The following is a 22672-nucleotide window of genomic DNA, read 5'->3' on the forward strand; positions in this document are numbered from 1 at the left end:
ATCCGTCCTGTTCTTTCTATACTGTATATATTGATGTTGGGGGCAAACGATATTTTGACCCATCAGCTTTCCAGATAATCCTTTAATTTCCGGCTCCTGCTTGGATGGCGCAGTTTGCGAAGAGCTTTATCCTCGATCTGGCGGATCCGTTCTCTGGTTACATGAAACTTTTTTCCCACTTCCTCCAGCGTTCTTGCCTCACCGTCATACAACCCAAAACGCAGGGATAATACCTGCTGTTCTCTTGGTGTCAGTGTTTGTAATACTTCTACCAGCTGCTCATGCAAAAATACAAAGGATGCCTCGTCCTGAAGAAATGACATTTTTTCATCCTGTATAAAATCCACCAGATGACTATCTTCTTCCTCTCCAACCGGTGTTTCAAGAGACACCGGCTCCTGAGCCATATTTAATACTTCTTCTACTCTTTTCACCGGCATATGTACCTGGTCTGCTATCTCCTGAACTGTAGGCTCCCGCCCCAATTCCTGAATAAGCCGTCTGGAGCTTCGCATCACCCGGTTAATGATCTCCACCATATGGACCGGAATACGGATAGTTCTGGCCTGGTCTGCAATTGCCCTTGAAATAGATTGACGGATCCACCAGGTAGCATATGTACTGAAGCGGTAACCTTTTTCATAGTCAAACTTCTCCACAGCCCGCATCAGCCCCAGATTTCCTTCCTGGACCAGATCTAAAAATGCCACTCCACGCCCTGCATAATGCTTGGCAATGCTCACCACCAGACGCAGGTTAGCCTTTGCCAGCTTTTCCTTTGCCTCTTGGCTCCCGGCCTGTATCTGTATGGCCAGATCCAGCTCCTCTTCCTGAGTCAGAAGAGATATCTTTCCAATTTCTTTTAAATACAGACACACCGGGTCTGCCTGATCCCATGCCCCTCTTTCTGCCTGAGCCATCTTTTCTGCCAGTTCCTTTTCTGGCTCTGTTTCAGGATCATCCGGCTCTTCTTCCCCATCTAATATCTGTACCTGATTTTCTGCCAGTATGTCAAGAACACGGTCCAGCTCCTCCTCTTTCAACTCTTTTGGTTTGAAATACCGGAAAACATCACGGTACTCCACCTGACGTTTTCCGGTACCGGCATCTGCTAAAAGCCGGGCTATTTTCTCCTTAAAGCTTAAAGATTCCTCTCTGTGCGTTCTTTTCATCAGGCTTCCTCCTTAAATCAATCCAAAGATATATGCAGCTGCTTTAACGCTGCCTGCTGCTTTATGATCTCCTGCAGCTGGGCTATATCTTTCGCATTTCGGCTTGCAGTGTCCAGGCTGTTCTTTCTTACTTTCATCACAGTCTCCGCAAATGCCTTTTTCTGCTCCTCATTGTTTAAGGATTCTTTTAAACTGGCATTAAATAATGCCGCTACTTCCTTGTACTGGTCTTCATCATTGATGAACCTGCTTAAAATACCTGCCGGATTTACATTTCCTGCTTCATGGCCTTCAAATACCATGGCTGCCACCTGATGATACAGGTCTTCCACAAAATCATCAGCCGTTATAATGCCATTTATCTTGTCAAATAATTCCGGGTTCTCGATCAGCCAGGTAAGCAATAATCTTTGGGATCTTCGTATGCCATCTTCCCGGTCCTGCTTTCTTCCGGCTTTCTTTATGGGCATCTGGTTCTGCCCCACTGCCTGTCCCACATATGGATCACCGCCATGCTCCAACCGTCCAGTATTATTGCCTGGGCTATTTTCATTTTCCCTGGAAATAACACTTCTTCCGGAAGTATCTTCCCTGTAGCTGTCACCGGCCTTTAAGCCCATCTGCATTCCCAGACGGTTCACTAACTGGCGAAGCTCTTCTTCTTTTATCATCTGTTCCCTGGATACTGCCTGGATATAATTATCCCGTTCCAAAGGTTCTCCAAACTGTAATAGCTTCTTTGCCGTTTCCTGATAAAATCTCGTCTTCTGCTCCGGGTCTTCTAATTGATAGTTTCGTTTTAATACATCTATCTCAAATAAGAAGCTGTTTTTTGCCTGGGCGATCCTCTCTTTAAAAGCCTCTGACCCCATATTTTTAATAAATTCATCCGGATCCTTATACGGCTTCATGTTCAACACTCTGGCAGAAATACCTGCATCCCTTAATATAGGAATAGCCCGCAGCGCAGCTTTTACACCGGCGCCATCACTATCATAAGTTAAGATCACCTGATCTGTATAGCGTTTTAAAACCCCTGCATGCTGGCTTGTAAATGCAGTTCCCAAAGATGCCACTGCATTGGTAAATCCCGCCTGGTGCATGGAGATCACATCCAGATAGCCTTCGCACACCAGCATGTATTTTTCCCTGGTAGTCCTTGCATAATTCAGTCCATACAGATTCCGGCTTTTATCAAATAATCTTGTTTCCGGAGAGTTTAAATATTTTGGCTCTCCATCCCCCATTACACGGCCGCCAAAACCAATGACGCGGTTATTCACATCCATGATTGGAAACATGACACGGTTCCAGAATTTATCTCTCCCACCTCTCTCTTCAATGGTCACAAGACCCGTCTGGCTTAAAAATGCATCATCATAGCCCTTGTCCTTCAGAAAGCGGTACAGATCGTCACTTGTCTTATTGGAATAACCAAGTCCGAAACGCAGCATAGTCTCATCAGTAAGCTTTCGTTTGTCATGGAAATATTCGTATGCCATTTCTCCCTGCGGCTGCTTCATCTGGTAATAAAAATAGTTGGCTGCCAGCTTATTTACCTCTAACAGCCTGCTGCGAAGCTCTGCCTGTTCTCTGGCTTCTTTGCTGTATTCCATCTTCGGCAAGGTAACTCCCGCCCGGTCAGCTAAAGACTGCAGGGCCTCCTGAAAAGTATAGTTTTCATATTCCATTACAAAGGTAAGAACATTTCCCCCAGCTCCGCAGCCGAAACAATAATACATCTGTTTTCCCGGAGAAACGGAAAAGGAAGGTGATTTTTCATTATGGAAAGGGCAAAGGCCAAAATAATTAGCTCCTTTTTTCTGCAGCTTTACATATCCTGAAATCACATCTACGATGTCATTCTTCATTCTTACTTCCTCTATGACTTCATCCGGATAGTACATGCTTTTTTCTCCCTTCTGTTACAACTGTGATCATTTAATACACGTTCCAGCGTTTTGGAACAAATAATTTTTCAAACTGGTCTATGGCATAAATATCACTCATGCCTGCTATGTAGTCGCACACTACCCTGGAGACTTTTTCTCCTGCATCTAAGAAGTTTAAATACTCCTGGGGCAGCTCATCTACATGATCCATATAATAGAAATAAAGCTGGGAAAGCATCTGCTGGGCTCTGCCTTCTTCTGCTTTTGGTATCTCATTTTTATATACATGGTCAAACATCCACTGGCGAAGTCCCATCATAGCCTCTTCCATGCCTTCTGACATAAAGATCCCCGGCTTGTTTAGACTGTTTAAAATAATATCATGGATCATGATATTTAAGCGTTCCCGGACACTGTGGCCAAGAACATCTGTATAGCACAAAGGAAGATCTTTTTCTTCAAACATCTTTGCCCGGATGGCATCATCTATATCGTGGTTAATGTAGGCGATCTTATCCGACAGCCGGACTACTGCGCCTTCTAAGGTAGAGGGATGACCTGCTGTGCGGTGATTGCGGATCCCATCCCGCACTTCCCAGGTAAGGTTTAATCCTTTTCCATTTTTTTCCAGCTTTTCTACCACCCGTACACTTTGCTCATAATGGGTAAAGCCATCTTCACAGATCTTATTTAAAACAGCTTCCCCGGAATGTCCAAAAGGCGTATGCCCCAGATCATGTCCCAAAGCAATAGCCTCAGCGAGACTTTCATTTAACCGTAATGCCTTTGCAATAGTCCTGGCTATCTGGGACACCTCCAAAGTGTGCGTAAGTCTTGTGCGGTAATGATCTCCCTCCGGTGCAAGAAAAACCTGTGTTTTATGCTTCATGCGTCGAAATGCTTTGCAATGCAAGATGCGGTCTCTATCCCTCTGGTATTCCGGGCGGATATCACATAAAGGTTCCTGCCTGTCTCTGCCTTTTGTTTTTGCAGAAAAAGAGGCATACGGGCTTAAAGTTACAAGTTCCAGTGCTTCCTGAGATTCTCTGATGTTCACTAAGTCACCCCGCTTTTGTGGTGAAAAGTCACTTTGCAGTATCTTTTCATTTTCGCTATGTATATGTGTATGCCGATAGTTGTGATTTTATGACAAATATATATTTTTAGAATTGCAGGAGTGCAAAGCACGTAGCAATTCGGTATCAGAGGGGCAAAATACCTTTTGACCCCAACATCATTTTTAATAGTATAACACATTTAAAAAACAGACGCCACCGAAAACATTTCCGATGACGCCTGTTTCATTATTCTATATGATATTTTGCTTATACATGTTTTCCTACAGTAATCCTAACATTGACGGCAGGCCCAGTGACAATACCGGAACATAGGTCACTAGCAGCAGACCAATGATGATCATTGCAAAGTACGGCAGCAAATGGCTGATGACACTTTCAATAGTAACACCGCCTACCTTACAGCCTGTAAACAGGATGGTTCCTACCGGAGGTGTAATGGTGCCTACAGACAGATTGTAGCAAAGTACGATACCAAACTGAACTGCATTCATTCCAAGGCTTGTGCAGATCGGCAAAAAGATTGGAGTGAAGATCAGGATTGCTGGTGTCGGATCCATGAAAGTACCTACAAACAGAAGGATAATGTTAATTAACAGAAAAATAATAATCTTGTTGCTTGTAATACCAAGAACTGCTGCAGCTACCATATCCGGTATTCCGGTAAATGCCATTGCCCAGGACATAATAGAGGAAAGTCCGATCATAAAAGTAATAGTACCGGTGATTTTCGCAGAGTCCAGTACAATTCTTGGGATATCTTTAATTTTAATAGAACCGTAAAATAAGGAAAGAACGGTTGCATATACAACTGCTACTGCGGAACCTTCCGTTGCAGTGAACACACCACAAAGAATACCTCCAATTACGATAACGATCATTAAAAGGCTTGGAATCGCCTGCCAGAAAGTCTTTAATACAATGCCGGCAGTCAGCTTTGCTTCGCCTCTGTAGCCTAATTTCTTTGCTGTAATAGTTGCCAGAATGATAACACCAAGCCCCCAGATCAGACCGGGAACATAACCAGCCATAAACAGTGCGGAAATAGATACGCTTCCTGCAACCGTAGAATAAACGATCATAGTATTGCTTGGTGGGATCAGCATACCAACAGGAGCTGATGCAACGTTTACTGCCGCAGAATAATTCTTGTCATAGCCTTCTGCTTCTTCCAGAGGTCCCATGGTACTTCCGATGGCTGCAGCAGCCGCTGCACCAGAACCACTGATAGCACCAAACAGCATGTTTGCGATCACGTTAGACTGTGCTAATGCACCAGGCATACGTCCGCCGATGACCTTTGCACAATTTACAAGTCTTAATGCAATACCTCCGTTATTCATAATGTTTCCTGCAAGAATAAAGAACGGGATGGCGATCAGTGAAAATGAGTTAGAGCCTGCAAAAATCCTCTGTGCAGATGTTGCAAAAGCTACATTGGATGGCAGCATACAGATCATTGAAACTGCGGAAGAGAGTCCGATTCCCACACCGATCGGCACACCTGCTGCCAGTAATAAAACCAGAAGAACAACCATTACCAGGGCAACCTGAACTGCAATAGACATATCTTATTCTCCTCCTTCTTTCTTGTTCAGTTCTACAATAAGATTATAGATACTGTAGAAAATGATCAGTACTCCACACACAGGAATAATACTGTAAATAGTTCCTGTAGGAATCTTGAGGATGGAGTCATACTGCAGCATATTCATGGTTGTGATAACAGAACCACCATAAACCAGGATCAATGCTGAGAAGATAATGACAACTACTTCAATAGCAGCATTTAACATTCTCTTTGCGCTGCCATTCATTTTATCCTTTAAATAGGTAATACAAATATGATCACGCTGTCCGAATACATAAGTTGCTGAAAGCAGGATCAGCCATACAAAACAGTAACGGGTAAGGACTTCGCTGACACTGCTTGGGCTTTTAAACACGTAACGTACTACCACCTGATATACCGTAAGAAGGACCATAACAATAAAATCAACAATACAGACAAAAGCTAAAAAGCGGTCTAAACCATTTTTTAATGTTTTCATTATTTATTGTCCTCCTCTCTTAATTCTACTACTGCATCATAAATCTGCTTTGTCACATCAGACTGGTTTGCAATCCTGTTTAACAGCGGCATGCAGCGCTCACGCAGTTCACTGGTATCCGGGTAGCAGAACTGGGTGCCCGCTTCTTCGGCATCTTTCTTTGCTACTTCAATATCCTGTTTAAATGTTTCAAATTCTTCTTCAGTGGATTCCTTGATCAGTCTGTCGAAGATCTCTCTGTCTTCGTCACTTAAGGAATTTAAGAACGCAGTACTTGCAAGCACTACGTCAGGATGTACAATATGACGGGTATAAGCATAGTAAGGCGCAACCTCATAATGCTTAAAATCACGGTAAACCAGCTCACTGTTCTCAGCAGCATCAATAACGCCTTGCTGCAGTGCTGTATAAACCTCAGACTGTGCCATAACGCTTCCATTACCACCCATCAGCTTTGCCATTTCTACATAGGTCGGGCTGTCATTTACACGAATGATCATACCTTTAAGATCATCTGCAGAATTGATCGGTTTCTTTGCATATACATTTCTCTCACCTGCCGTATAAACAGTCAGTACACGGAATTTATATTTTTCAGTAGATGCAAACAGATCATCAAATACCCCGTTTAATGTTGCTTTTTCAAGATGATCAATATTATCATACAGATAAGGTGTTCCTACAATAGCAAAGTCCGGATCATATCCTTCTGGAACAGAACATGGCACGATTGCCATTTGTAAAGCTCCTGTGCGGATAAATTCAGCCATTGCTCCCTGCTCTCCTAATACCCCATTAGGATAAATAGTTACATGATAACGTCCCTTTGTTTCCTTCTCAAATTTTTCCCCAAATGCTTTCATGGCACGATACTGCGGATGATTCTCGTTCTGATTAAAAGCTACGCGAATCTCTGTCACCTTCTGTTCAGAAGTACGTCCACAGGCTGTAAGCATACCCATAAGGCAAATAACCCCCACAGCTATTGCCATTTTTTTTAACATACCGGTAAATCCTCCTACTGGTTTTACAAATTAATATTAAGATTTTCTTACCGTCAACTTATGTCAACATGTTTTTTGCGTTTTATTTTTGCGTTTTTTCAATATTATAGCAGTTCAGCATATTAACCTAAAATAGTATTCCAGGCCAATACCATATGCTAAGCTGCTTATCTTTTAAAGATTCATTTTATATATGCATTCCACATATACAGTGACACTGCTCTCTTAATTACAGCAATGCTACACTTACCTTAACTACAACCTTACGCAGGTTCATAGCTTCGCCGGAGATAACCTGTGGGCGATGGATATCAGATGGGAAGAATACACAGAAACATCCCGGACGGGACTCAATATATCCTTCATCTTCCACAGCTTCATAGAAGATCAGGTCTCTTTCCTTAATGTGCTCTGCTACTTTGTAGTTTCCGGTATTCTTGGTAAATCCAAGACGTTCTCTTCCGGATACTAAAAACTGTACATCCAGATATTTCTCATGAGACTCCGGACGTCTGTCTGCAACATCTTCTGTCATGGCATCAAATACCTGAGCATAGATATCTTTTCCCTGGATCTCATATACACCAGGTTCCATAGCTGCGAAATCGTGGCTCTTTAAATACTCTAATGCAGTCTGAATCGCTGCCGGGTACTTTTCAAAAGAATCACCATTTTTAATAGATGAAAAAATCATTTTTTCTCTCCTTTATTATAAGCTTTTTTAGCTTTATTTGTTTCTGCCTTCCATTGCATGTACAAGACGTACAATACACTCATGACCAGGAACTTCAACTCCATGCTTATGAGCTGCGCGCACTACAGCACCGCTGATAGTATCAACCTCTGTTTTTCTGCCATCACGCAGGTCTGCACGGATAGATGTACATCCCTTTGGATTATTAATAGAAGTATTTTTAACTTTTTCACGAACTTTTTCTTCATCAAAGTCCAGTCCGGCTGCTGCTGCTGTCTTTACAGTCTCATGGATCAGCTGGCAGCACAGATCCCATGCATACTCATTTGCTGCAATATAGCCCATATCTACCTGAAGAACACCTGTAAGGGCACTTAAGGAAACATTTGTAAACAGTTTATCCCAGATCAGAGTCTGGATATTTTCATGGATCTTTACATTAAAACCACACTGGTCAAATGCTTCTTTTAACTGTAGAAGGAAACCTTCTTTATCTTCTACAAGCATACCAACATTAGTAACACCTGTTCCACCACGGCGTACATGTCCCATTCCAAGAACAGCACCATTGTCTTCTGTTGTACCAATCACAATATGATCTTCATCAACAAATTCCTTTAACAGATCTTCATGTCCTGCACCATTCTGTAAAGTCATGAGACGGGTGTTTGGTCCGATGAGACCACGATTCCCTTCTAATGCTGCTCTGGAAAACAACGCCTTTACAAACAGGATCACTAAATCTGCAGGCGCTTGTCCCTGTGTATTACTAACTGCACCTGGATGATAAGTATGAGTGGTACCGTCTTCATCAATGAGAAGACCATTGTTTGAAACCTGCTCTACTACTTTTTCATTAGTATCTACTAAGAGAACATCGTTGTGCTGGGAGAGATGTCCGCCATAGATGGAACCCATTGCTCCTGCACCGATCACTGCAATACGCATTTTACTTTCTCCTTTTTTATTCTCACATTCAGCGTTTTACTATGCCTTAAATCAGATTGCGCCCTGCATAAAGTTTTCTTATGCCGGGGCGCAGTCTGATTTAAGATCCACTCTTTGTAATCCTTGATTATTCAGAGAACTCAGCCAGTCCTTCAATTGCATATGCACGAACAGGGCTGGAATCCAGTCCAAGGATTGGAAGTGGGGAATAGCTCATGAAGAATACATCCTTCTTAAGCTGCTCTAAGTTTCTTAACACTTCCAGGAATACGATATTCTCTGCCATTAAAATGTCATGGAAAGGCTTAACATCTTCATTGCAGTTTTCGATGGAAACACCATCACCAAAACCAACTGCTTTTACCTTGTGAGCCTTGAACCACTCAGCACTCTCTGCACCAACTAAAAGACGCTGGTCCTTATCTGTGTTGGTATCAGGTGTAAATGGATACAGCTTATAGGAAGAATCAATGATAACGATATCTCCTTCTTTAACCTTTCCAGCTTCACGGTCTAAATCAGCAGCAGTGATATGTCCACGCTTAGCAACAGTCTCCTTAAAGTCTACATATACTGCACGGCCTAAGAAAGTGGTTAATGGCAGCTCTGCTACAGATGGCCAGTTATCATCATGATGGTAAGGACACTCACAATGAGTTCCCAGATGGCTCATCAGATCCATATTGGTGTGGAAATCCGGAATAGCACCACCGGTATTAAAGCGGAACAGATGGCATCTTCTGCTCTCTGTCTTTGGATCCAGGATCTTGGAAAGATCTACAATTCTTACGTTACCCATTTCGTAAACACACATTTCAGGTTCCTCCTTAAAATTGGTTTTTATTTTCTTTGCTGACTTTTTCTTGCCTATCTGTATACCAGTATACCGGTATATCGGTGTGCTGTCAAGTTTTTCCCAAAAGTAAAAATCAACAAATTTCCAATAATAATTTTATGCATTCGTTATAATGCCTTTTCTCAAACCACTGTCATGCCAGGAAAATCATGGGTTCTTCTTGACAGACACAACCGTTTAGCCTTAAGATTGTATACAGATGATGTTGAGGGTAAAAGATATTTTGCCCCTCTGATACCGGGTTACTGCATGTTTTGCACTCCCGCAAGCAAGCCCTCGTCGGATTTTTGACCCTTATATCATACAGATTATAAAAAGGATATGGATACAAGAAATGAAAGAAAAAAGCTTCCTGCAGCTGCAGGCTTACGATTCCATAAAAAATGGTATTTTAAACGGTGAATTAGTACCGGGCCAGCTCTATTCCGAAACAAAGCTGTCCGCCCAAATAGGAATTTCCCGAACCCCCATGCGTGAAGCCCTCCAGTGTTTAAGCCAGGACGGTTATATCACCATCATACCAAGTAAAGGTTTTATGATCCGTCAGTTAAACGAAAAGGATATGAAAGACAGTATCCAGATCCGCTGTGCCATCGAAGGCTTCTGTACTACTGTGATCGCCTCACAGGCAGATACAAAAGAGGGCAAACGGCTGCTGAACAACCTGAAAATGATCCTGGATAATATGGAAGAAGCATTAAATTCTGATTTATTAGAGGATTTCATTTATTATGACCATCAGTTCCATCTTCTGATCGTTAATTATCTCCATAATGATGAATTTAACCAGATCTTTCAGCGCCTGCTGTACCTGATCCACTTAACATCCCAGGATGCCCTTTCCGCAGAAGGCCGGATCCAGGGAACCATAGATGAGCATCTGGCTTATTACAATGCAGTAAAAGAAGGAAATGGACAAAAAGCTTACAATATCATGATTGAACATCTGATGATGCCTCTTAAGGTACATGAGAAGAAAAGTGAAAGAAAATAATACAAAAGCCGCCTATCTGGCGGCTTTTATGCGTTTATGATCCGAATTTTACTGTTTAGCCTTCCAGCTGGCGTACCAGGTTCACCATCTCAATGGCTCCAAGGGCACAGTCATAGCCCTTGTTTCCTGCTTTTGTTCCTGCACGCTCAATAGCCTGTTCAATGTTATCAGTAGTCAGCACTCCAAACATAACCGGAATGTCGCTTGAAAGAGATACATTGGCGATTCCTTTTGAAACCTCACTGCAAACATAATCATAATGACTGGTTGCTCCCCTTATAACAGCTCCAAGGCAGATCACTGCATCATATTTTCCGCTTTTGGCCATTTTAGATGCGATCAGCGGGATCTCAAATGCACCTGGAACCCATGCAAGGTCAATATCTTCATCTTTTACATCATGGCGCAGCAGACCATCTCTGGCACCTGCCACTAATTTAGATACGATAAATTCATTAAATCTGGCTGCTACGATTCCTACTTTAATCTCTTTTGCTACTACTTTTCCTTCTAATGTACGCATATTTTTTATTTCCTTTCTATTTTATGTATATATTTATGTGTGATCCGCTCATTTTTCCTCAAAAATGGCTGTTTTCATTTTGAACTGCACTTTATTATCTACTGCAGCATATGTCCCATACGTATTTTCTTGGTCTGAAGATAAAAATGGTCATATTCTGTTTCCTGCATCTGGATAGGCACACGCTCTGTGATCTTAAGTCCAAAAGCAGATAACTGATATACTTTATCCGGGTTATTGGTCAGCAGACGCATGCTCCTTACTCCCAGATCCCTTAATATCTGGGCTCCAATATAATATTCTCTTTCATCCCCTTTAAATCCAAGAGCAAGATTTGCTTCTAATGTGTCCATTCCCTGTTCCTGCAGCTCATAGGCTCTTAATTTATTGATCAGGCCTATGCCTCTGCCTTCCTGACGCATATACAGCACAATGCCTCTGCCTTCTTTTTCAATCTGGGTCATGGCTGATGCAAACTGCTGGCCACAGTCACAGCGCAGGGACCCGAACACATCACCTGTAAGGCATTCTGAATGGACTCTGCAAAGCACGTTTTCGCCATTTCCTATGTCACCCTTTACCAGCGCTACATGATGTTCACCATTTAACCGGTTTATATATCCATAAGCCGTAAATTCTCCATATTTTGTAGGCATTTTCGTTATAGTCACCTGCTCAACCAGATGTTCATGGACTTTTCTGTACTCCTGGAGATCTTTAATGGTAATAAATTTAATATTCCATTTTTTCGCCAGCTCCTTTAACTGCGGGGTACGCATCATAGTTCCATCTTCTTTCATGATCTCACAGCAAAGACCACATTCCTTTAAACCAGCCAGCCGGCACAGATCAACCGTTGCTTCTGTATGGCCATTGCGCTCTAAAACACCGTTTTTCTTTGCAAGAAGCGGGAACATATGGCCCGGTCTTCTGAAATCTTCCGGTTTTGCATCTTCTGCCACACACCGCATGGCTGTAACAGAACGCTCTGCAGCGGAAATTCCAGTGGTGGTATCCACACAGTCGATCGATACAGTAAATGCAGTTTCATGATTATCTGTATTTGTCGTCACCATCTGTGGCAGTTTTAATTTTTCCACAAAAGCTTCTGACATAGGCATACAGATCAGTCCCTTTCCGTGTACTGCCATAAAATTAATATTCTCTGTAGTTGCATATTCTGCCGCACAGATAAAATCTCCTTCATTTTCCCTGTCTGGGTCGTCAGTAACAAGGATCAGTTTTCCCTGTCTTAAATCTTCTAACGCTTCCTCCACTGTATTAAATCCATTTTCTGTATTCTTTGTCTGATCCATGATAATTCTCCTCTCTGCTGCAATATATTTCAATATCTTTATGGTTGATCTTTTATCAGGCACACTCCCGGAACTTTTAATCAATACCCATAATGTGCCAGTTTCTCTCTGGTTATCCCCTGATTTTTTTTCTCACTTGTATTTATCGCTGTTTCATGAGGTTTTATCTCATTTGTAAACTTTTCCACATATTTTCCTACAATATCATTTTCCAGATTGACCATATCACCTTTTTTACGTTCTCCCAGTGTGGTGATCTTTCGTGTATGGGGAATCGTAGAAACAGAAAAAGTTGTCTGTGTTACTTTCGCTACTGTAAGGCTGATACCATCAATAGCAACTGACCCCTTTTCCACAATATAGCGAAGTATTTCAGGCGATGCTTCTATGGTATACCAGATTGCCAGACTGTCTTCTTTTATTTCTGTGATCTTTCCAGTTCCATCAATATGCCCCGATACAATATGACCTCCAAACCTGCCGTCCGCTGCCATGGCCCGCTCCAGATTCACGCTGCTTCCCGGCTTTAACATTTTAAGAGAAGTGCGGTTTAATGTTTCATGCATTACATCTGCCTGGAATTCATTCTTAGAAAATGCTGTAACCGTAAGACAGATCCCATTTACTGCAATGCTGTCTCCTTTATGGATATCGTTCATGATCTTACTGGCCTTTATGGTAAGGACTGCCTGGCTGTCAGTTTTCATGATCTTACTGATGATACCTTTTTCTTCAATGATCCCTGTAAACATTTCTCTCTATCTCTCCTTCCACAAGCAGGTCTTCTCCCAGAACACTTATCTTTTTATGTCTGAGGAAAAAAGCCTGATCCGGTTCTTCCACTCCTCTTCCTTCTACCGGAGTCTTAGCTGTTATCCCACCAAAAAGCTTTGGTGCTATATATGCCTGTATTTTCTGGACAACCCCAGCCTCTAACGCCGCCCAGTTAAGAGTGCCTCCTCCTTCTAACAGGATACTGTCTATCTTCTCCCTTCCCAGTTGTTCCATAAGAAGATCCAGGTTAATGTGACCCATATTTTTCTCTGTTAAAAGTATTTTGCAGCCAGCTTCTTTATAGGGCTTTTGCAGTTCTTCATCTGGTACGCAACAGGCAATAATGGTAGGAATATCTTTTGCCGTTTTTACGATCTTTGAGGTAAGAGGCATCTTTAAATGGGTATCGCAGATAATGCGGACAGGATTTCTTCCCCCTTCTATACGACAGTTAAGCATAGGATCATCTGCAAGCACTGTACCGATACCTACCATGATCGCTGTATTTTTCTTTCGCTGTTCATGTACATGATGTCTGGCTTCTTCCCCGGTCACCCACCTGGAAGCGCCGGTATAAGCAGCGATCTTTCCATCCATTGTCATAGCGTACTTCATGGTCACATAAGGGCGTCCCGTCTGGATATAGTGAAAAAATACCTGATTTAACCTGTCGCACTCTTCTCTCAGTACATGCTCTGTTACCTGTATTCCGTGGTCCCTCAAAATCTGGATTCCTTTTCCTCCCACTAACGGATTTGGATCCCCGGAACCAGTCACTACCCGGCCGATACCTGCTTCTATGATTGCATCTGTACAGGGGGGTTGTTTGCCATGATGGCAGCAGGGCTCTAATGTTACATAAATGGTTGCCCCTTCTGGTGACTGGGTACAGGAAGCTAATGCATTCCGCTCTGCATGGGGTTCTCCATATTTCTCATGATATCCCTGGCCAATGATACAGCCGTTTTTTACGATCACTGCACCAACCACTGGATTGGGAGCTGTATAACCATATCCTTTCTTTGCCAGTTCCATAGCTAAAACCATATATTTTTCGTCTTCACTGTAATTTTCTGTAGTTTTCAAACGTCCGCCTCCTTGCTGCTCTCCTAAACGTTTAACCGGCACATGTGCCATTAGCACGTTCACATCATAAGATGCTGGGGCAATTCTAATATGTATGGCAATGAAAAAACGCCCCGGAGCCTATCTCATTCTCCAGAGCGTTTTTTGTAAAAATTTGGAAATTCAGAAAACTTTTCAGCCAGCCCAGACATTCTTTAAAAACTAAAAAGCTCTGAAACAATCACTGTTCCAGAGCTGATATCCAACAAATATCTGATACTGCATTCTACCGTATCTTTTATCCCGTTCTCTATCTTCTTTCATCCAGACTATACTGTCGGCCTCGGAATCTCACCGAATCATACCTTGCGGCTCGTGGGCTATACCACCGGTAGGGAATCTCACCCTGCCCTGAAGATCATATGCACTTGTTAGTTATAACTATAATACTATTTTCCGGAAATTGCAATAGAAATCTTCCTGCTTTTGTAATCAACAGCTGACCATCATTCCAGTAAATACCCGTCTTTAGGATTTAGCACTATTACTTTTGGGAATAATAAAATCCCCCTTTTATTATAAACCGACATATTTGCTGGTTTTTTTGTTGCTAAAAATATTTGACAAAGTTTGTTTTTACCCTTTGCATATATAGTGCTATAGTGTTATAATGGAGAAGGGTGATTTATATGTCTTATTTCTTAAAGAAAACAAACAATAAAAAGGGTACTTATTTACAGATCTACGAAAGTTATTATGATCCTACTCGAAAATGCGGTGCTCATCGTTCTTACAAACCTCTGGGGTATGTACACGAACTTCAGGCTACCGGCATTGAGGATCCGATTGCTGTTTTTACCAAAGAGGTCCAGAAACTTAATCAGAAATGCAAACAGAAAAAACAGGCAGAAAAAGAACAACAGATCTCCGATGTGTCTCCCGAAAAACATCTGGGGTATTTTCCTTTAAAAAATATCAATGACTCTCTCGGCTGTAAGCGGTTTATTGATCTCATGCAGACGGCAACTAATTTCAGATTTAACATTTTTGATATGATGTCTGCTTTAATTTATGCAAGAACAGTCCATCCCTGTTCGAAATCAAAAACTTATGATGAGGTTATCCCAAATCTCTTTGAAAACCACGATTTTTCACTGGACCAGCTGTATTCCGGTCTGGAGTACATTGGCTCCGAATACGAAAAGGTGATCGAGATCTATAACCACCAGATCAATCAGACATATCCGCTTGATACGGTCCACACATACTTTGATTGTACAAACTTTTACTTTGAGATTGATAAAGAAGATGATTTCCGACTGAAAGGCCCCTCAAAAGAAAACCGCAGGGAACCGATCGTCGGTATGGGCCTGCTCCTGGATGCCAACCAGATCCCTATCGGTATGAAAATGTATCCTGGGAATGAAAGTGAAAAACCCGTTATACGCAACATCATTGATGATCTTAAAAAACGCAGTCACATATCCGGCAGAACGATCCAGATCGCGGATAAGGGACTTAACTGCTTTAATAACATCGCACACGCATTGAAAGCTGGCGATGGATACATCTTCTCCAAATCTGTAAAAACTCTTCCTGAGACGGAAAAAACATGGGTCCTGCTTGAAAATGACTATGCAGACGTTAAGAACAAAAGAGGAGAGATACTGTACCGTATCAAGGAATGCGTAGATGATTTTTCTTATTCCTACACAGATACCGCTGGACATAAAAAAACAGTAAAACTTACAGAAAAACGGATCGTAACATTCAATCCAAAACTTGCCGCAAAACAGAAATATGAAATAAACCGGCAGGTCGAGAAAGCAAAGAAGCTCAAAGCCAGTCAGGCAAAAAGATCCGAATATGGCGATAGTTCTAAATATGTTTCTTTTATTCCCACTAATAAAAAGGGAGAAGAAACAGAGGGTGCTGTAAAAGTTGAAATAAACGAAAAATCCATTGAGAATGCCCGCAAATTTGCAGGTTATAACATGATCGTTACTTCAGAGATCCACATGGCTGCGTCCAAGGTGTATGCTGCCTACCATAATCTCTGGCGCATTGAAGAATCTTTCCGTGTCATGAAATCCCAGCTTGATGCAAGACCTGTATATTTACAAAAACAGGAAACGATCACCGGACATTTCCTCATTTGTTACCTTGCGGTACTGCTGACCAGGATCTTACAGATACACATCTTAAAAAACCAGTATGGTACCGAAGAGATATTTGATTTCATACGTGACTTCAGAGTTGCAAAAATATCTGACCGAAAATATATAAACTTATCACGGAATTCTTCTTTTATAAAGTTTTTTTCCGATCATACCGGACTTCCATTAACCTCTTATTTTATGGGTAATACCGATATTAAAAAAGTGCTGAGCCATAGATTTTAGTCCATGGCTTAGCACTATTTCTTCAGTTCAACTCCGAAAGACAGGTAACTATAATACTATTTTCCGGAAATTGCAATAGAAATCTTCCTGCTTTTGTAATCAACAGCTGACCATCATTCCAGTAAATACCAGCATACTGAAAATCAGGCAAACCACAGCACCGAAAAAACACAGGAATCCTCCAAACACAGGCTTTCCCGGGCGGTTTTCTGTGATGATATCCGGCCTGTTTGGAGCATAATATCCAACTACCTGCTTTCCCACATCTCCTTTGCCAGAAACTGACTTGCGGCTGTAATACCAGTATTTTTTACCATTCACCGCATATTCGTAAGTCGGAAGATATATCTTTTCGCGGCGCAGCCGTGAACTTCCCTCAGGCTGATTTTCCCAACTTTCAAATTCAGACTCTTCTACATCTACAACTTTCATCAGGGTACTGGCTAAGTATAACCTCACATCATGCTTATAAGTCTCTTGTGAGCTTTTTCTTTGAAGAATGCCAATCCAGGCCAAAAGCACTGCAGCAAGGCTGAAACCCAGGCCTGATGTAATATGTTCCATATATTGGAACGGCAGCGCTACCAGCGCGATCGCAAGGCTGAAACCGCACACTATGATCGTAATCCTTTTCATATGCCTCCTTCTGCCACTAATGTGCTTTCTTAAACTTTCACTGCCTTTACACAGAACGGAACACGTCCACCAGGTCTGTAAACCAGTTCAGCTCGCGAATATAACGCTGGCGCAACTGTCCAGGATCTTCTTTTCCCTTACCAATATCAAAAAATGCATGCCCACTGTGGACTGCAATATATATTTTTCCATCCTGGTTCAGATTGACAGCAAATTTTCCAAAAGAATTATCTGCCAGTTCCATGATACGCTCTATCCGGCTGATCTTCAGAATGTGAAGAGCTTCCTGTTCATTATCACTGCTCAGATTAAACCGCTTATCAAAGGCTTCATTTCCGGTTTTGATCGTCCTGGCATGAAACAGCTTATCCATTTTATCCCTCGGCCAGAAAGTCAACCAGGTCGGAAATTCCTGTTCAAGTTCGCACAGCATCCATTGTCCCCTATAAATCTCACGTTCATTCTTTTCCCACAGCCCGGTCTCCTCACGCTGGAATTCATCAACATCCGTCAGCTTAATGGTACACAGCTCTGACGTCAGTCCATGATATGTTCCCCTGATGTATCCGCTGCCACTGCAGTAACTATGACTGGGCAGCGGAATATTCGTATCTTTTGCATCCAGAAGATGAGGTAGCGGATCCATTTGTATGTTTGTAAAAATATTGTCCACAATTTCCGGCACAATGGTATCATATGCCTGTTTGTTTGCTTTATCCCCGGCTTTGCCCTGGGTCATCTGGCCCAGCCCCAGCAATACAGCGCCTATAATAATCAACGCCATATTGCCCCCCAGGATAATGCCAAATAGGATTACAGCTCCGCCCAGTAACGAAAGAAGTTTTCCGCCTATCCTGCCGCCTTTGCTCTTATTCAGTTCCTGTGATAACTGCTCATCTGTCATTTTCTGCTCTTTCATAATCTTTTCCTCTCCTTATTCCATGGAATCCATAGTTCTGTGTGAAAATAGTCTCCAAGCTGCTAATGTATCAATGCCTTCTACCGCCTGATAATGCCCCAACTTCTTTGCCAGTTCAGCATCTGTCATCCTGACAGGTTCAGCTGAAACAGAATTATTTGTTTTTTTCTTTATACATTCCTCCCTCGCATGTATTCTGAAATAAAAGAAATCCACCGTATTGTTATTGTACGATGGATCCTATAAGATAACTATTAACCAAAGGTTAGGAATTGGGTAATACTGGCAAGATTCTTCTTAATCATGTTTGCATACCACAATATACTTATTTTCTTTCATTGATTCCCTCTCATTTTTATGATACGATACCTACTGACTTTTATTTATGATAATGTCACCATCAGGCGGCATACCCCTTTACAAACAGATTAAAAAATTCGTTACAGTAATAAAAATTCAGGAAAGTATGATTTTATGAAAGATTTAACAAAGGGTTCTCCCTCAAAAGTAATGATCTCCTTTGCCGTTCCTGTGGCTCTTGGAAATATTTTCCAGTTGTGTTACAGTCTGGCAGATACCCGTGTAGTAGGCAGCACCTTAGGGGAAGCGGCTCTGGCTGCAGTAGGCGCTACTACTTCTATCAGCACTTTATTTATCGGATTTTTGTCCGGACTTACAAATGGTTTTGCTCTTCTCATTGCACGGCAGTTTGGAGCCGGAGATAAGCGGGGTGTAACCCGATACGGGGCCGGATGTCTCCTTTTAGGCGGGATCACAGCCCTGCTTCTTACAGCTGCCTGCGTAGGCAGTCTGCCCTTTATTTTAAAACTGCTGAATGTGCCGGATGCATTAATGGACCAGTCCACAGCCTACATACGTGCTGTTCTTTTAGGTCTTTTAGCCACTATGCTTTACAATGGCTGTGCCTCTATCCTTCGGGCTGTAGGCGATACCACTGCCCCTCTTTTGTTCCTGCTTTTTGCAGCAGTATTAAATGTTGCCCTGGACCTGCTTTTTATATTAAAATTCGGTTTTGGCGTAGCAGGCGCTGCCTGGGCCACTGTATTATCCCAGTCGCTTTCCGCGCTCATAAGCCTGGTCTATATGTTTAAACGGTATCCTGTTTTCCGTTTTTCGCTCCCGGACTTTAAGCTTAAACCATGTGAGATCAAAGCGCTGTATGCTTCCGGACTTTCCATGGCAGCTATGATGTCCCTTGTATTTTTCGGGACACTGTCTCTTCAGTGTGCCATCAATACCTTTGGACAGGACATTATCGTTGCTCATACAGCCGCCCGCAAGATTACAGAATTTTTCATGCTTCCTTTTTCTGTTATGGGCGTGACCATGGCAACCTACTGCGGCCAAAACATGGGGGCAGGTAAGAAAGACCGCATCCGCACCGGTATCCGCCAGGCACTGATCCTTACCTGGATCTGGTCATTGGGAATGATCCTTTTAAGCTATACAGCTTCCCCATGGCTTATATGGCTGGTAACTAGTTCTAAAAATCCGGTGGTTCTTTCCAATGCATCCTGGTACTTAAAAACAGATTCTTTATTCTATTTTGCCCCTGCTGCCATCTCTGTTTTAAGAAATGGCCTTCAGGGAATGGGAGATCACATTACTCCTGTATTTTCCAGTTTGATCGAGCTGATTGGAAAAGTGATCTGTGCTTTTCTTCTTGCCCGCATCTTCCAGTACTGGGGAATTATTATGGCAGAGCCTATTGTGTGGATCTTAATGATCATCCCACTTATTATAAAAACCAGAAGACTGCTGTGATATCGGTTCACAACAGCCTTCTGGCTTTTTTGTGTTATGTATTATTTTATTTAATGATCTCTTCTGCTCTTTCCAGCGCAGCTGTGATATTCGGGCAGAAACTCTCTGCTCCCACCAGTTCAGTAAATCCGGCTTTTTTCATTGCCTTCATAGGCTGCTCATTTACATGGGAGAATACAATGGTCACACCCTTGCTTTCACAGGTCTTTGTAAGTGCTGTCAGGGCATTCATGGCTGTACTGTCCAGTGCCGGTACTGCCCTCATACGCAGTACCAGGCATTTTGCACTTTCTTCCACAACAATGTGCTCAATGGCATCAGAAGCACCGAAGAATAAAGGACCGCTTACTTCATAAACGCGGATGGCTGCCGGAAGCATACGCAGATTTTCATTAACTGCTACTGTATCATCATCAGTATATACCCAGCTTTCTGCCTTGGTTTCTTCGCTCATTCTCTTAATGAACAGCAGACATGCAAGGATCATGCCTATTTCTATCGCAACCACCAGGTCAAATACTACAGTCAGTACAAAAGTAACTACCAGAACCAGTATATCGCTCTTTGGAGCTGTTTTTACCAACTGTAAAAAAGTACGCCACTGGCACATATTATAAGCTACGATAAACAGGATGGCTGCAATGGTAGGCATTGGGATCATACCTGCATAAGGCATCAGCACTACCAGTACGATTACCAGCGTAATGGAATGGACCATACCTGCAACTGGTGTACGGCCGCCATTTTTAATGTTAGCCGCTGTACGTGCAATAGCGCCTGTAGCCGGGATGCCGCCAAATAACGCAGATGCAATATTTCCCGCTCCCTGTGCCACTAATTCCATATCAGAGCGGTGTTTTCCATTGATCATGCCATCTGCGACTACACAGGAAAGCAAAGACTCAATGGCTGCCAGGATAGCAATGGTAAATGCATTTGGAATAGCTGCCTGCACGATCTCAAAGTTAACTGCCGGCAGATGGAAAGATGGCAGTGCATTGCTGATAGTGTACAGATTTCCAATGGTAGAAACCTTTAACGGAAGGAATTTCACCATAAAAATACCAACGATAACTGCGATCAGGGAACCTGGTATCTTCTTAAAAATATAAGGGGAAATGATCAGGATTGCCAGGCTTACAGTTCCTACGATGAGAGCTGCCGGATTAACAGTTCCAACATTTTCCAGAAATGCTGCCAGCTTTTCCATGGTCTCGATCGGACGGACACCTTCCGGATAGGTCACACCAAAAAAGTCCTTTAACTGCCCGATCACAATGGTAACAGCAATACCGGAGGTAAAACCGGTTGTGATGGTGTACGGGATAAACTTGATCAGGCTTCCGAAACGGCAGATTCCCATAAGAATCAGGAATACACCTGCAAGAACCGTTGCGATCACAAGACCGTCCATTCCATCTCTTGCCACGATACCTGCTACGATGGTTGCAAATGCTGCAGTCGGTCCGGCAATCTGTACACTGCTTCCGCCCAATGCGGAGATAACGAATCCAGCTACGATAGCTGTAAAAATACCTGCCTCAGGACCTACGCCAGATGCCAGTGCCAGAGCGATAGACAGTGGAAGTGCAATGATCGCCACAATGATACCTGCTGTCACATCTTTCACAAACTGGGATTTGTTATAGGACTTTAAGGCTGTTAGTAACATGGGTTTTAAGTTGCTCATTTTACCTTTTTCCTTTCATTTTCCTTTGTTTCTGCTTTTTACACACGTAAATCTGATTATAACATAAAGAAAACGTTAATAAACCGGTATTTCCCATGTTTTTATTAAAATACATTTTTCTCCGCCTCATCTGCAAAAGCCAGTTCTCCCGCTGTCATCAAATATGCCACATGCTTATCACATACTCATCTGGAAGATAATTAAAAACTCCTTGCTTTCATCTCCATTTTGTTCTATACTACTCAGGTCTGTAACTTCCAGATGCGATTGACAGTTCGAGACCATCCTGTCACAAAATAAAACTAGGGACAACAAATATTAACTATGATCAATTGTTGTTGTGATTATATTTTGGAGGTGAACAAACATGGAAAATCAAACTTTTACTAACGTCCGGAAACTTACAACTTCCGGCATTGTGATCGCGCTTTATGTTATTATTTTATTTATGACACAAAGTTTTTCTTTTGGGGCTTATCAGATCCGCATTGTAACTTCTTTATATGCCCTTTCTTATCTTTTTCCGTTCCTGGTTATCCCGCTTGGTCTCGCTAATTTCATCGCAAATATGCTTGGAGGTTTCGGCATCATTGACATGGTCGGAGGTTTTATCGTCGGCATTGTAACATCTGGTATTGTCATGCTGATCAAAAAATTCCACCTGCCGCGTTTTATGATCTTTTTCCCGATCACGCTTGTACCGGGCCTTGGTGTCGCACTATGGCTGTCACCTATGGTCCACATGCCTTATGGGGCACTGGCACTTAGCCTGTGTATCGGACAAACAGTACCTGCTGTATGCGGCGTAGCACTGTCCAAGGCACTTGAACAGGTATTTTACCCAAAACATTCTATAAGCAACGCATAGGGGGATA

20 protein-coding genes and 1 riboswitch are annotated in these 22672 nt (G+C 42.4%); of the genes, 4 read left to right on the top strand and 16 right to left on the bottom strand.

Translation table 11 applies throughout. The features are described 5' to 3' along the window. Window positions 1-62 precede the first annotated feature (62 nt). The 9 genes from rpoD to OGM16_17470 all read right to left on the bottom strand — a co-directional run bounded on the left by rpoD (window position 63) and on the right by OGM16_17470 (window position 9651). Window positions 63-1172 (bottom strand): RNA polymerase sigma factor RpoD, encoded by a 1110-nt coding sequence (gene rpoD / locus OGM16_17430; protein ID UYJ46533.1) that lies wholly within the window; start codon window positions 1170-1172, stop codon window positions 63-65. Window positions 1173-1189: 17 nt separating this feature from the next. Then, a complete protein-coding gene (gene dnaG, locus OGM16_17435) occupies window positions 1190-3079 on the bottom strand; it encodes a DNA primase (protein UYJ46534.1) in 1890 nt (629 codons plus the stop codon). Window positions 3080-3113: 34 nt separating this feature from the next. Further along, window positions 3114-4121 (bottom strand): deoxyguanosinetriphosphate triphosphohydrolase, encoded by a 1008-nt coding sequence (locus OGM16_17440; GenBank protein UYJ46535.1) that lies wholly within the window; start codon window positions 4119-4121, stop codon window positions 3114-3116. Between the two features lie 282 nt (window positions 4122-4403). Continuing rightward, window positions 4404-5708 carry a TRAP transporter large permease gene (locus OGM16_17445; GenBank protein ID UYJ46536.1) on the bottom strand — a complete coding sequence of 435 codons (1305 nt, stop codon included), beginning with the start codon at window positions 5706-5708 and terminating at the stop codon, window positions 4404-4406. A 3-nt stretch (window positions 5709-5711) separates the two neighbouring features. Continuing rightward, the gene (locus tag OGM16_17450; GenBank protein ID UYJ46537.1) at window positions 5712-6191 is read right to left on the bottom strand and encodes a TRAP transporter small permease; all 480 of its coding nucleotides are present in this window, start codon (window positions 6189-6191) and stop codon (window positions 5712-5714) included. After that, window positions 6191-7195 (bottom strand): TRAP transporter substrate-binding protein, encoded by a 1005-nt coding sequence (locus OGM16_17455; GenBank protein UYJ46538.1) that lies wholly within the window; start codon window positions 7193-7195, stop codon window positions 6191-6193. Before OGM16_17455 ends, OGM16_17450 begins: the two co-directional genes overlap by 1 nt. Window positions 7196-7424: 229 nt before the next feature. Continuing rightward, window positions 7425-7889, bottom strand: a complete 465-nt coding sequence (locus tag OGM16_17460; protein ID UYJ46539.1) for a YhcH/YjgK/YiaL family protein — start codon at window positions 7887-7889, stop codon at window positions 7425-7427. Between the two features lie 33 nt (window positions 7890-7922). Then, complete coding sequence (locus OGM16_17465) at window positions 7923-8837, bottom strand: ketopantoate reductase family protein (protein ID UYJ46540.1); 915 nt, start codon at window positions 8835-8837, stop codon at window positions 7923-7925. Between the two features lie 127 nt (window positions 8838-8964). Further along, on the bottom strand, window positions 8965-9651 hold the full coding sequence (locus tag OGM16_17470) for a cyclase family protein (protein ID UYJ46541.1): 687 nt from the start codon (window positions 9649-9651) through the stop codon (window positions 8965-8967). 376 nt (window positions 9652-10027) lie between these two features. On the opposite strand from OGM16_17470, the gene OGM16_17475 reads away from it, so the two are divergent. Further along, a complete protein-coding gene (locus OGM16_17475) occupies window positions 10028-10687 on the top strand; it encodes a GntR family transcriptional regulator (protein UYJ46542.1) in 660 nt (219 codons plus the stop codon). 55 nt (window positions 10688-10742) lie between these two features. Here OGM16_17475 and ribE read toward each other — a convergent pair whose 3' ends face one another. The 4 genes from ribE to ribD all read right to left on the bottom strand — a co-directional run bounded on the left by ribE (window position 10743) and on the right by ribD (window position 14347). After that, entirely contained in the window at window positions 10743-11210 is a 468-nt protein-coding gene (ribE, locus tag OGM16_17480) for a 6,7-dimethyl-8-ribityllumazine synthase (GenBank protein ID UYJ46543.1), read from the bottom strand. Between the two features lie 98 nt (window positions 11211-11308). Then, window positions 11309-12526 carry a bifunctional 3,4-dihydroxy-2-butanone-4-phosphate synthase/GTP cyclohydrolase II gene (locus OGM16_17485; GenBank protein UYJ46544.1) on the bottom strand — a complete coding sequence of 406 codons (1218 nt, stop codon included), beginning with the start codon at window positions 12524-12526 and terminating at the stop codon, window positions 11309-11311. A gap of 80 nt (window positions 12527-12606) precedes the next feature. Beyond that, complete coding sequence (locus OGM16_17490; GenBank protein UYJ46545.1) at window positions 12607-13278, bottom strand: riboflavin synthase; 672 nt, start codon at window positions 13276-13278, stop codon at window positions 12607-12609. After that, window positions 13259-14347 (bottom strand): bifunctional diaminohydroxyphosphoribosylaminopyrimidine deaminase/5-amino-6-(5-phosphoribosylamino)uracil reductase RibD, encoded by a 1089-nt coding sequence (gene ribD, locus OGM16_17495; protein UYJ48504.1) that lies wholly within the window; start codon window positions 14345-14347, stop codon window positions 13259-13261. Before ribD ends, OGM16_17490 begins: the two co-directional genes overlap by 20 nt. Before the next feature lie 326 nt (window positions 14348-14673). Further along, window positions 14674-14788: riboswitch (FMN riboswitch) on the bottom strand. A gap of 266 nt (window positions 14789-15054) precedes the next feature. Here ribD and OGM16_17500 point away from each other — a divergent pair. Further along, entirely contained in the window at window positions 15055-16767 is a 1713-nt protein-coding gene (locus OGM16_17500; GenBank protein ID UYJ46546.1) for an IS1634 family transposase, read from the top strand. Between the two features lie 99 nt (window positions 16768-16866). Here the strand turns inward: OGM16_17500 and OGM16_17505 are convergent, their stop codons facing one another. Together OGM16_17505 and OGM16_17510 are read right to left on the bottom strand one after the other, a co-directional pair. Beyond that, window positions 16867-17403 carry a hypothetical protein gene (locus tag OGM16_17505; GenBank protein ID UYJ46547.1) on the bottom strand — a complete coding sequence of 179 codons (537 nt, stop codon included), beginning with the start codon at window positions 17401-17403 and terminating at the stop codon, window positions 16867-16869. A gap of 46 nt (window positions 17404-17449) precedes the next feature. Beyond that, complete coding sequence (locus tag OGM16_17510) at window positions 17450-18322, bottom strand: DUF3137 domain-containing protein (GenBank protein UYJ46548.1); 873 nt, start codon at window positions 18320-18322, stop codon at window positions 17450-17452. 474 nt (window positions 18323-18796) lie between these two features. Between OGM16_17510 and OGM16_17515 the strand changes: the two genes are divergently transcribed. Beyond that, entirely contained in the window at window positions 18797-20107 is a 1311-nt protein-coding gene (locus OGM16_17515; protein UYJ46549.1) for an MATE family efflux transporter, read from the top strand. A 46-nt stretch (window positions 20108-20153) separates the two neighbouring features. On the opposite strand, the gene OGM16_17520 is transcribed toward OGM16_17515, so the two are convergent. Next, complete coding sequence (locus tag OGM16_17520) at window positions 20154-21797, bottom strand: SulP family inorganic anion transporter (GenBank protein ID UYJ46550.1); 1644 nt, start codon at window positions 21795-21797, stop codon at window positions 20154-20156. A gap of 367 nt (window positions 21798-22164) precedes the next feature. On the opposite strand from OGM16_17520, the gene OGM16_17525 reads away from it, so the two are divergent. After that, window positions 22165-22665: a QueT transporter family protein gene (locus OGM16_17525; GenBank protein ID UYJ46551.1), complete on the top strand. Its 501-nt coding sequence runs from the start codon at window positions 22165-22167 to the stop codon at window positions 22663-22665. Window positions 22666-22672: the final 7 nt, after the last annotated feature.

The sequence above is a fragment of the Lachnospiraceae bacterium genome (genome assembly GCA_025758065.1).
Taxonomy (GTDB): Bacteria; Bacillota; Clostridia; order Lachnospirales; family Lachnospiraceae; genus Enterocloster.

Coding starts and splice junctions, on each gene's coding strand:
- rpoD (UYJ46533.1), bottom strand. CDS start 1,172: ATGAAAAGAACGCACAGAGAGGAATCTTTAAGCTTTAAGGAGAAAATA.
- dnaG (UYJ46534.1), bottom strand. CDS start 3,079: ATGTACTATCCGGATGAAGTCATAGAGGAAGTAAGAATGAAGAATGAC.
- OGM16_17445 (UYJ46536.1), bottom strand. CDS start 5,708: ATGTCTATTGCAGTTCAGGTTGCCCTGGTAATGGTTGTTCTTCTGGTT.
- OGM16_17450 (UYJ46537.1), bottom strand. CDS start 6,191: ATGAAAACATTAAAAAATGGTTTAGACCGCTTTTTAGCTTTTGTCTGT.
- OGM16_17455 (UYJ46538.1), bottom strand. CDS start 7,195: ATGTTAAAAAAAATGGCAATAGCTGTGGGGGTTATTTGCCTTATGGGT.
- OGM16_17460 (UYJ46539.1), bottom strand. CDS start 7,889: ATGATTTTTTCATCTATTAAAAATGGTGATTCTTTTGAAAAGTACCCG.
- OGM16_17465 (UYJ46540.1), bottom strand. CDS start 8,837: ATGCGTATTGCAGTGATCGGTGCAGGAGCAATGGGTTCCATCTATGGC.
- OGM16_17470 (UYJ46541.1), bottom strand. CDS start 9,651: ATGTGTGTTTACGAAATGGGTAACGTAAGAATTGTAGATCTTTCCAAG.
- OGM16_17475 (UYJ46542.1), top strand. CDS start 10,028: ATGAAAGAAAAAAGCTTCCTGCAGCTGCAGGCTTACGATTCCATAAAA.
- ribE (UYJ46543.1), bottom strand. CDS start 11,210: ATGCGTACATTAGAAGGAAAAGTAGTAGCAAAAGAGATTAAAGTAGGA.
- OGM16_17485 (UYJ46544.1), bottom strand. CDS start 12,526: ATGGATCAGACAAAGAATACAGAAAATGGATTTAATACAGTGGAGGAA.
- OGM16_17490 (UYJ46545.1), bottom strand. CDS start 13,278: ATGTTTACAGGGATCATTGAAGAAAAAGGTATCATCAGTAAGATCATG.
- ribD (UYJ48504.1), bottom strand. CDS start 14,347: ATGGTTTTAGCTATGGAACTGGCAAAGAAAGGATATGGTTATACAGCT.
- OGM16_17500 (UYJ46546.1), top strand. CDS start 15,055: ATGTCTTATTTCTTAAAGAAAACAAACAATAAAAAGGGTACTTATTTA.
- OGM16_17505 (UYJ46547.1), bottom strand. CDS start 17,403: ATGAAAAGGATTACGATCATAGTGTGCGGTTTCAGCCTTGCGATCGCG.
- OGM16_17510 (UYJ46548.1), bottom strand. CDS start 18,322: ATGAAAGAGCAGAAAATGACAGATGAGCAGTTATCACAGGAACTGAAT.
- OGM16_17515 (UYJ46549.1), top strand. CDS start 18,797: ATGAAAGATTTAACAAAGGGTTCTCCCTCAAAAGTAATGATCTCCTTT.
- OGM16_17520 (UYJ46550.1), bottom strand. CDS start 21,797: ATGAGCAACTTAAAACCCATGTTACTAACAGCCTTAAAGTCCTATAAC.
- OGM16_17525 (UYJ46551.1), top strand. CDS start 22,165: ATGGAAAATCAAACTTTTACTAACGTCCGGAAACTTACAACTTCCGGC.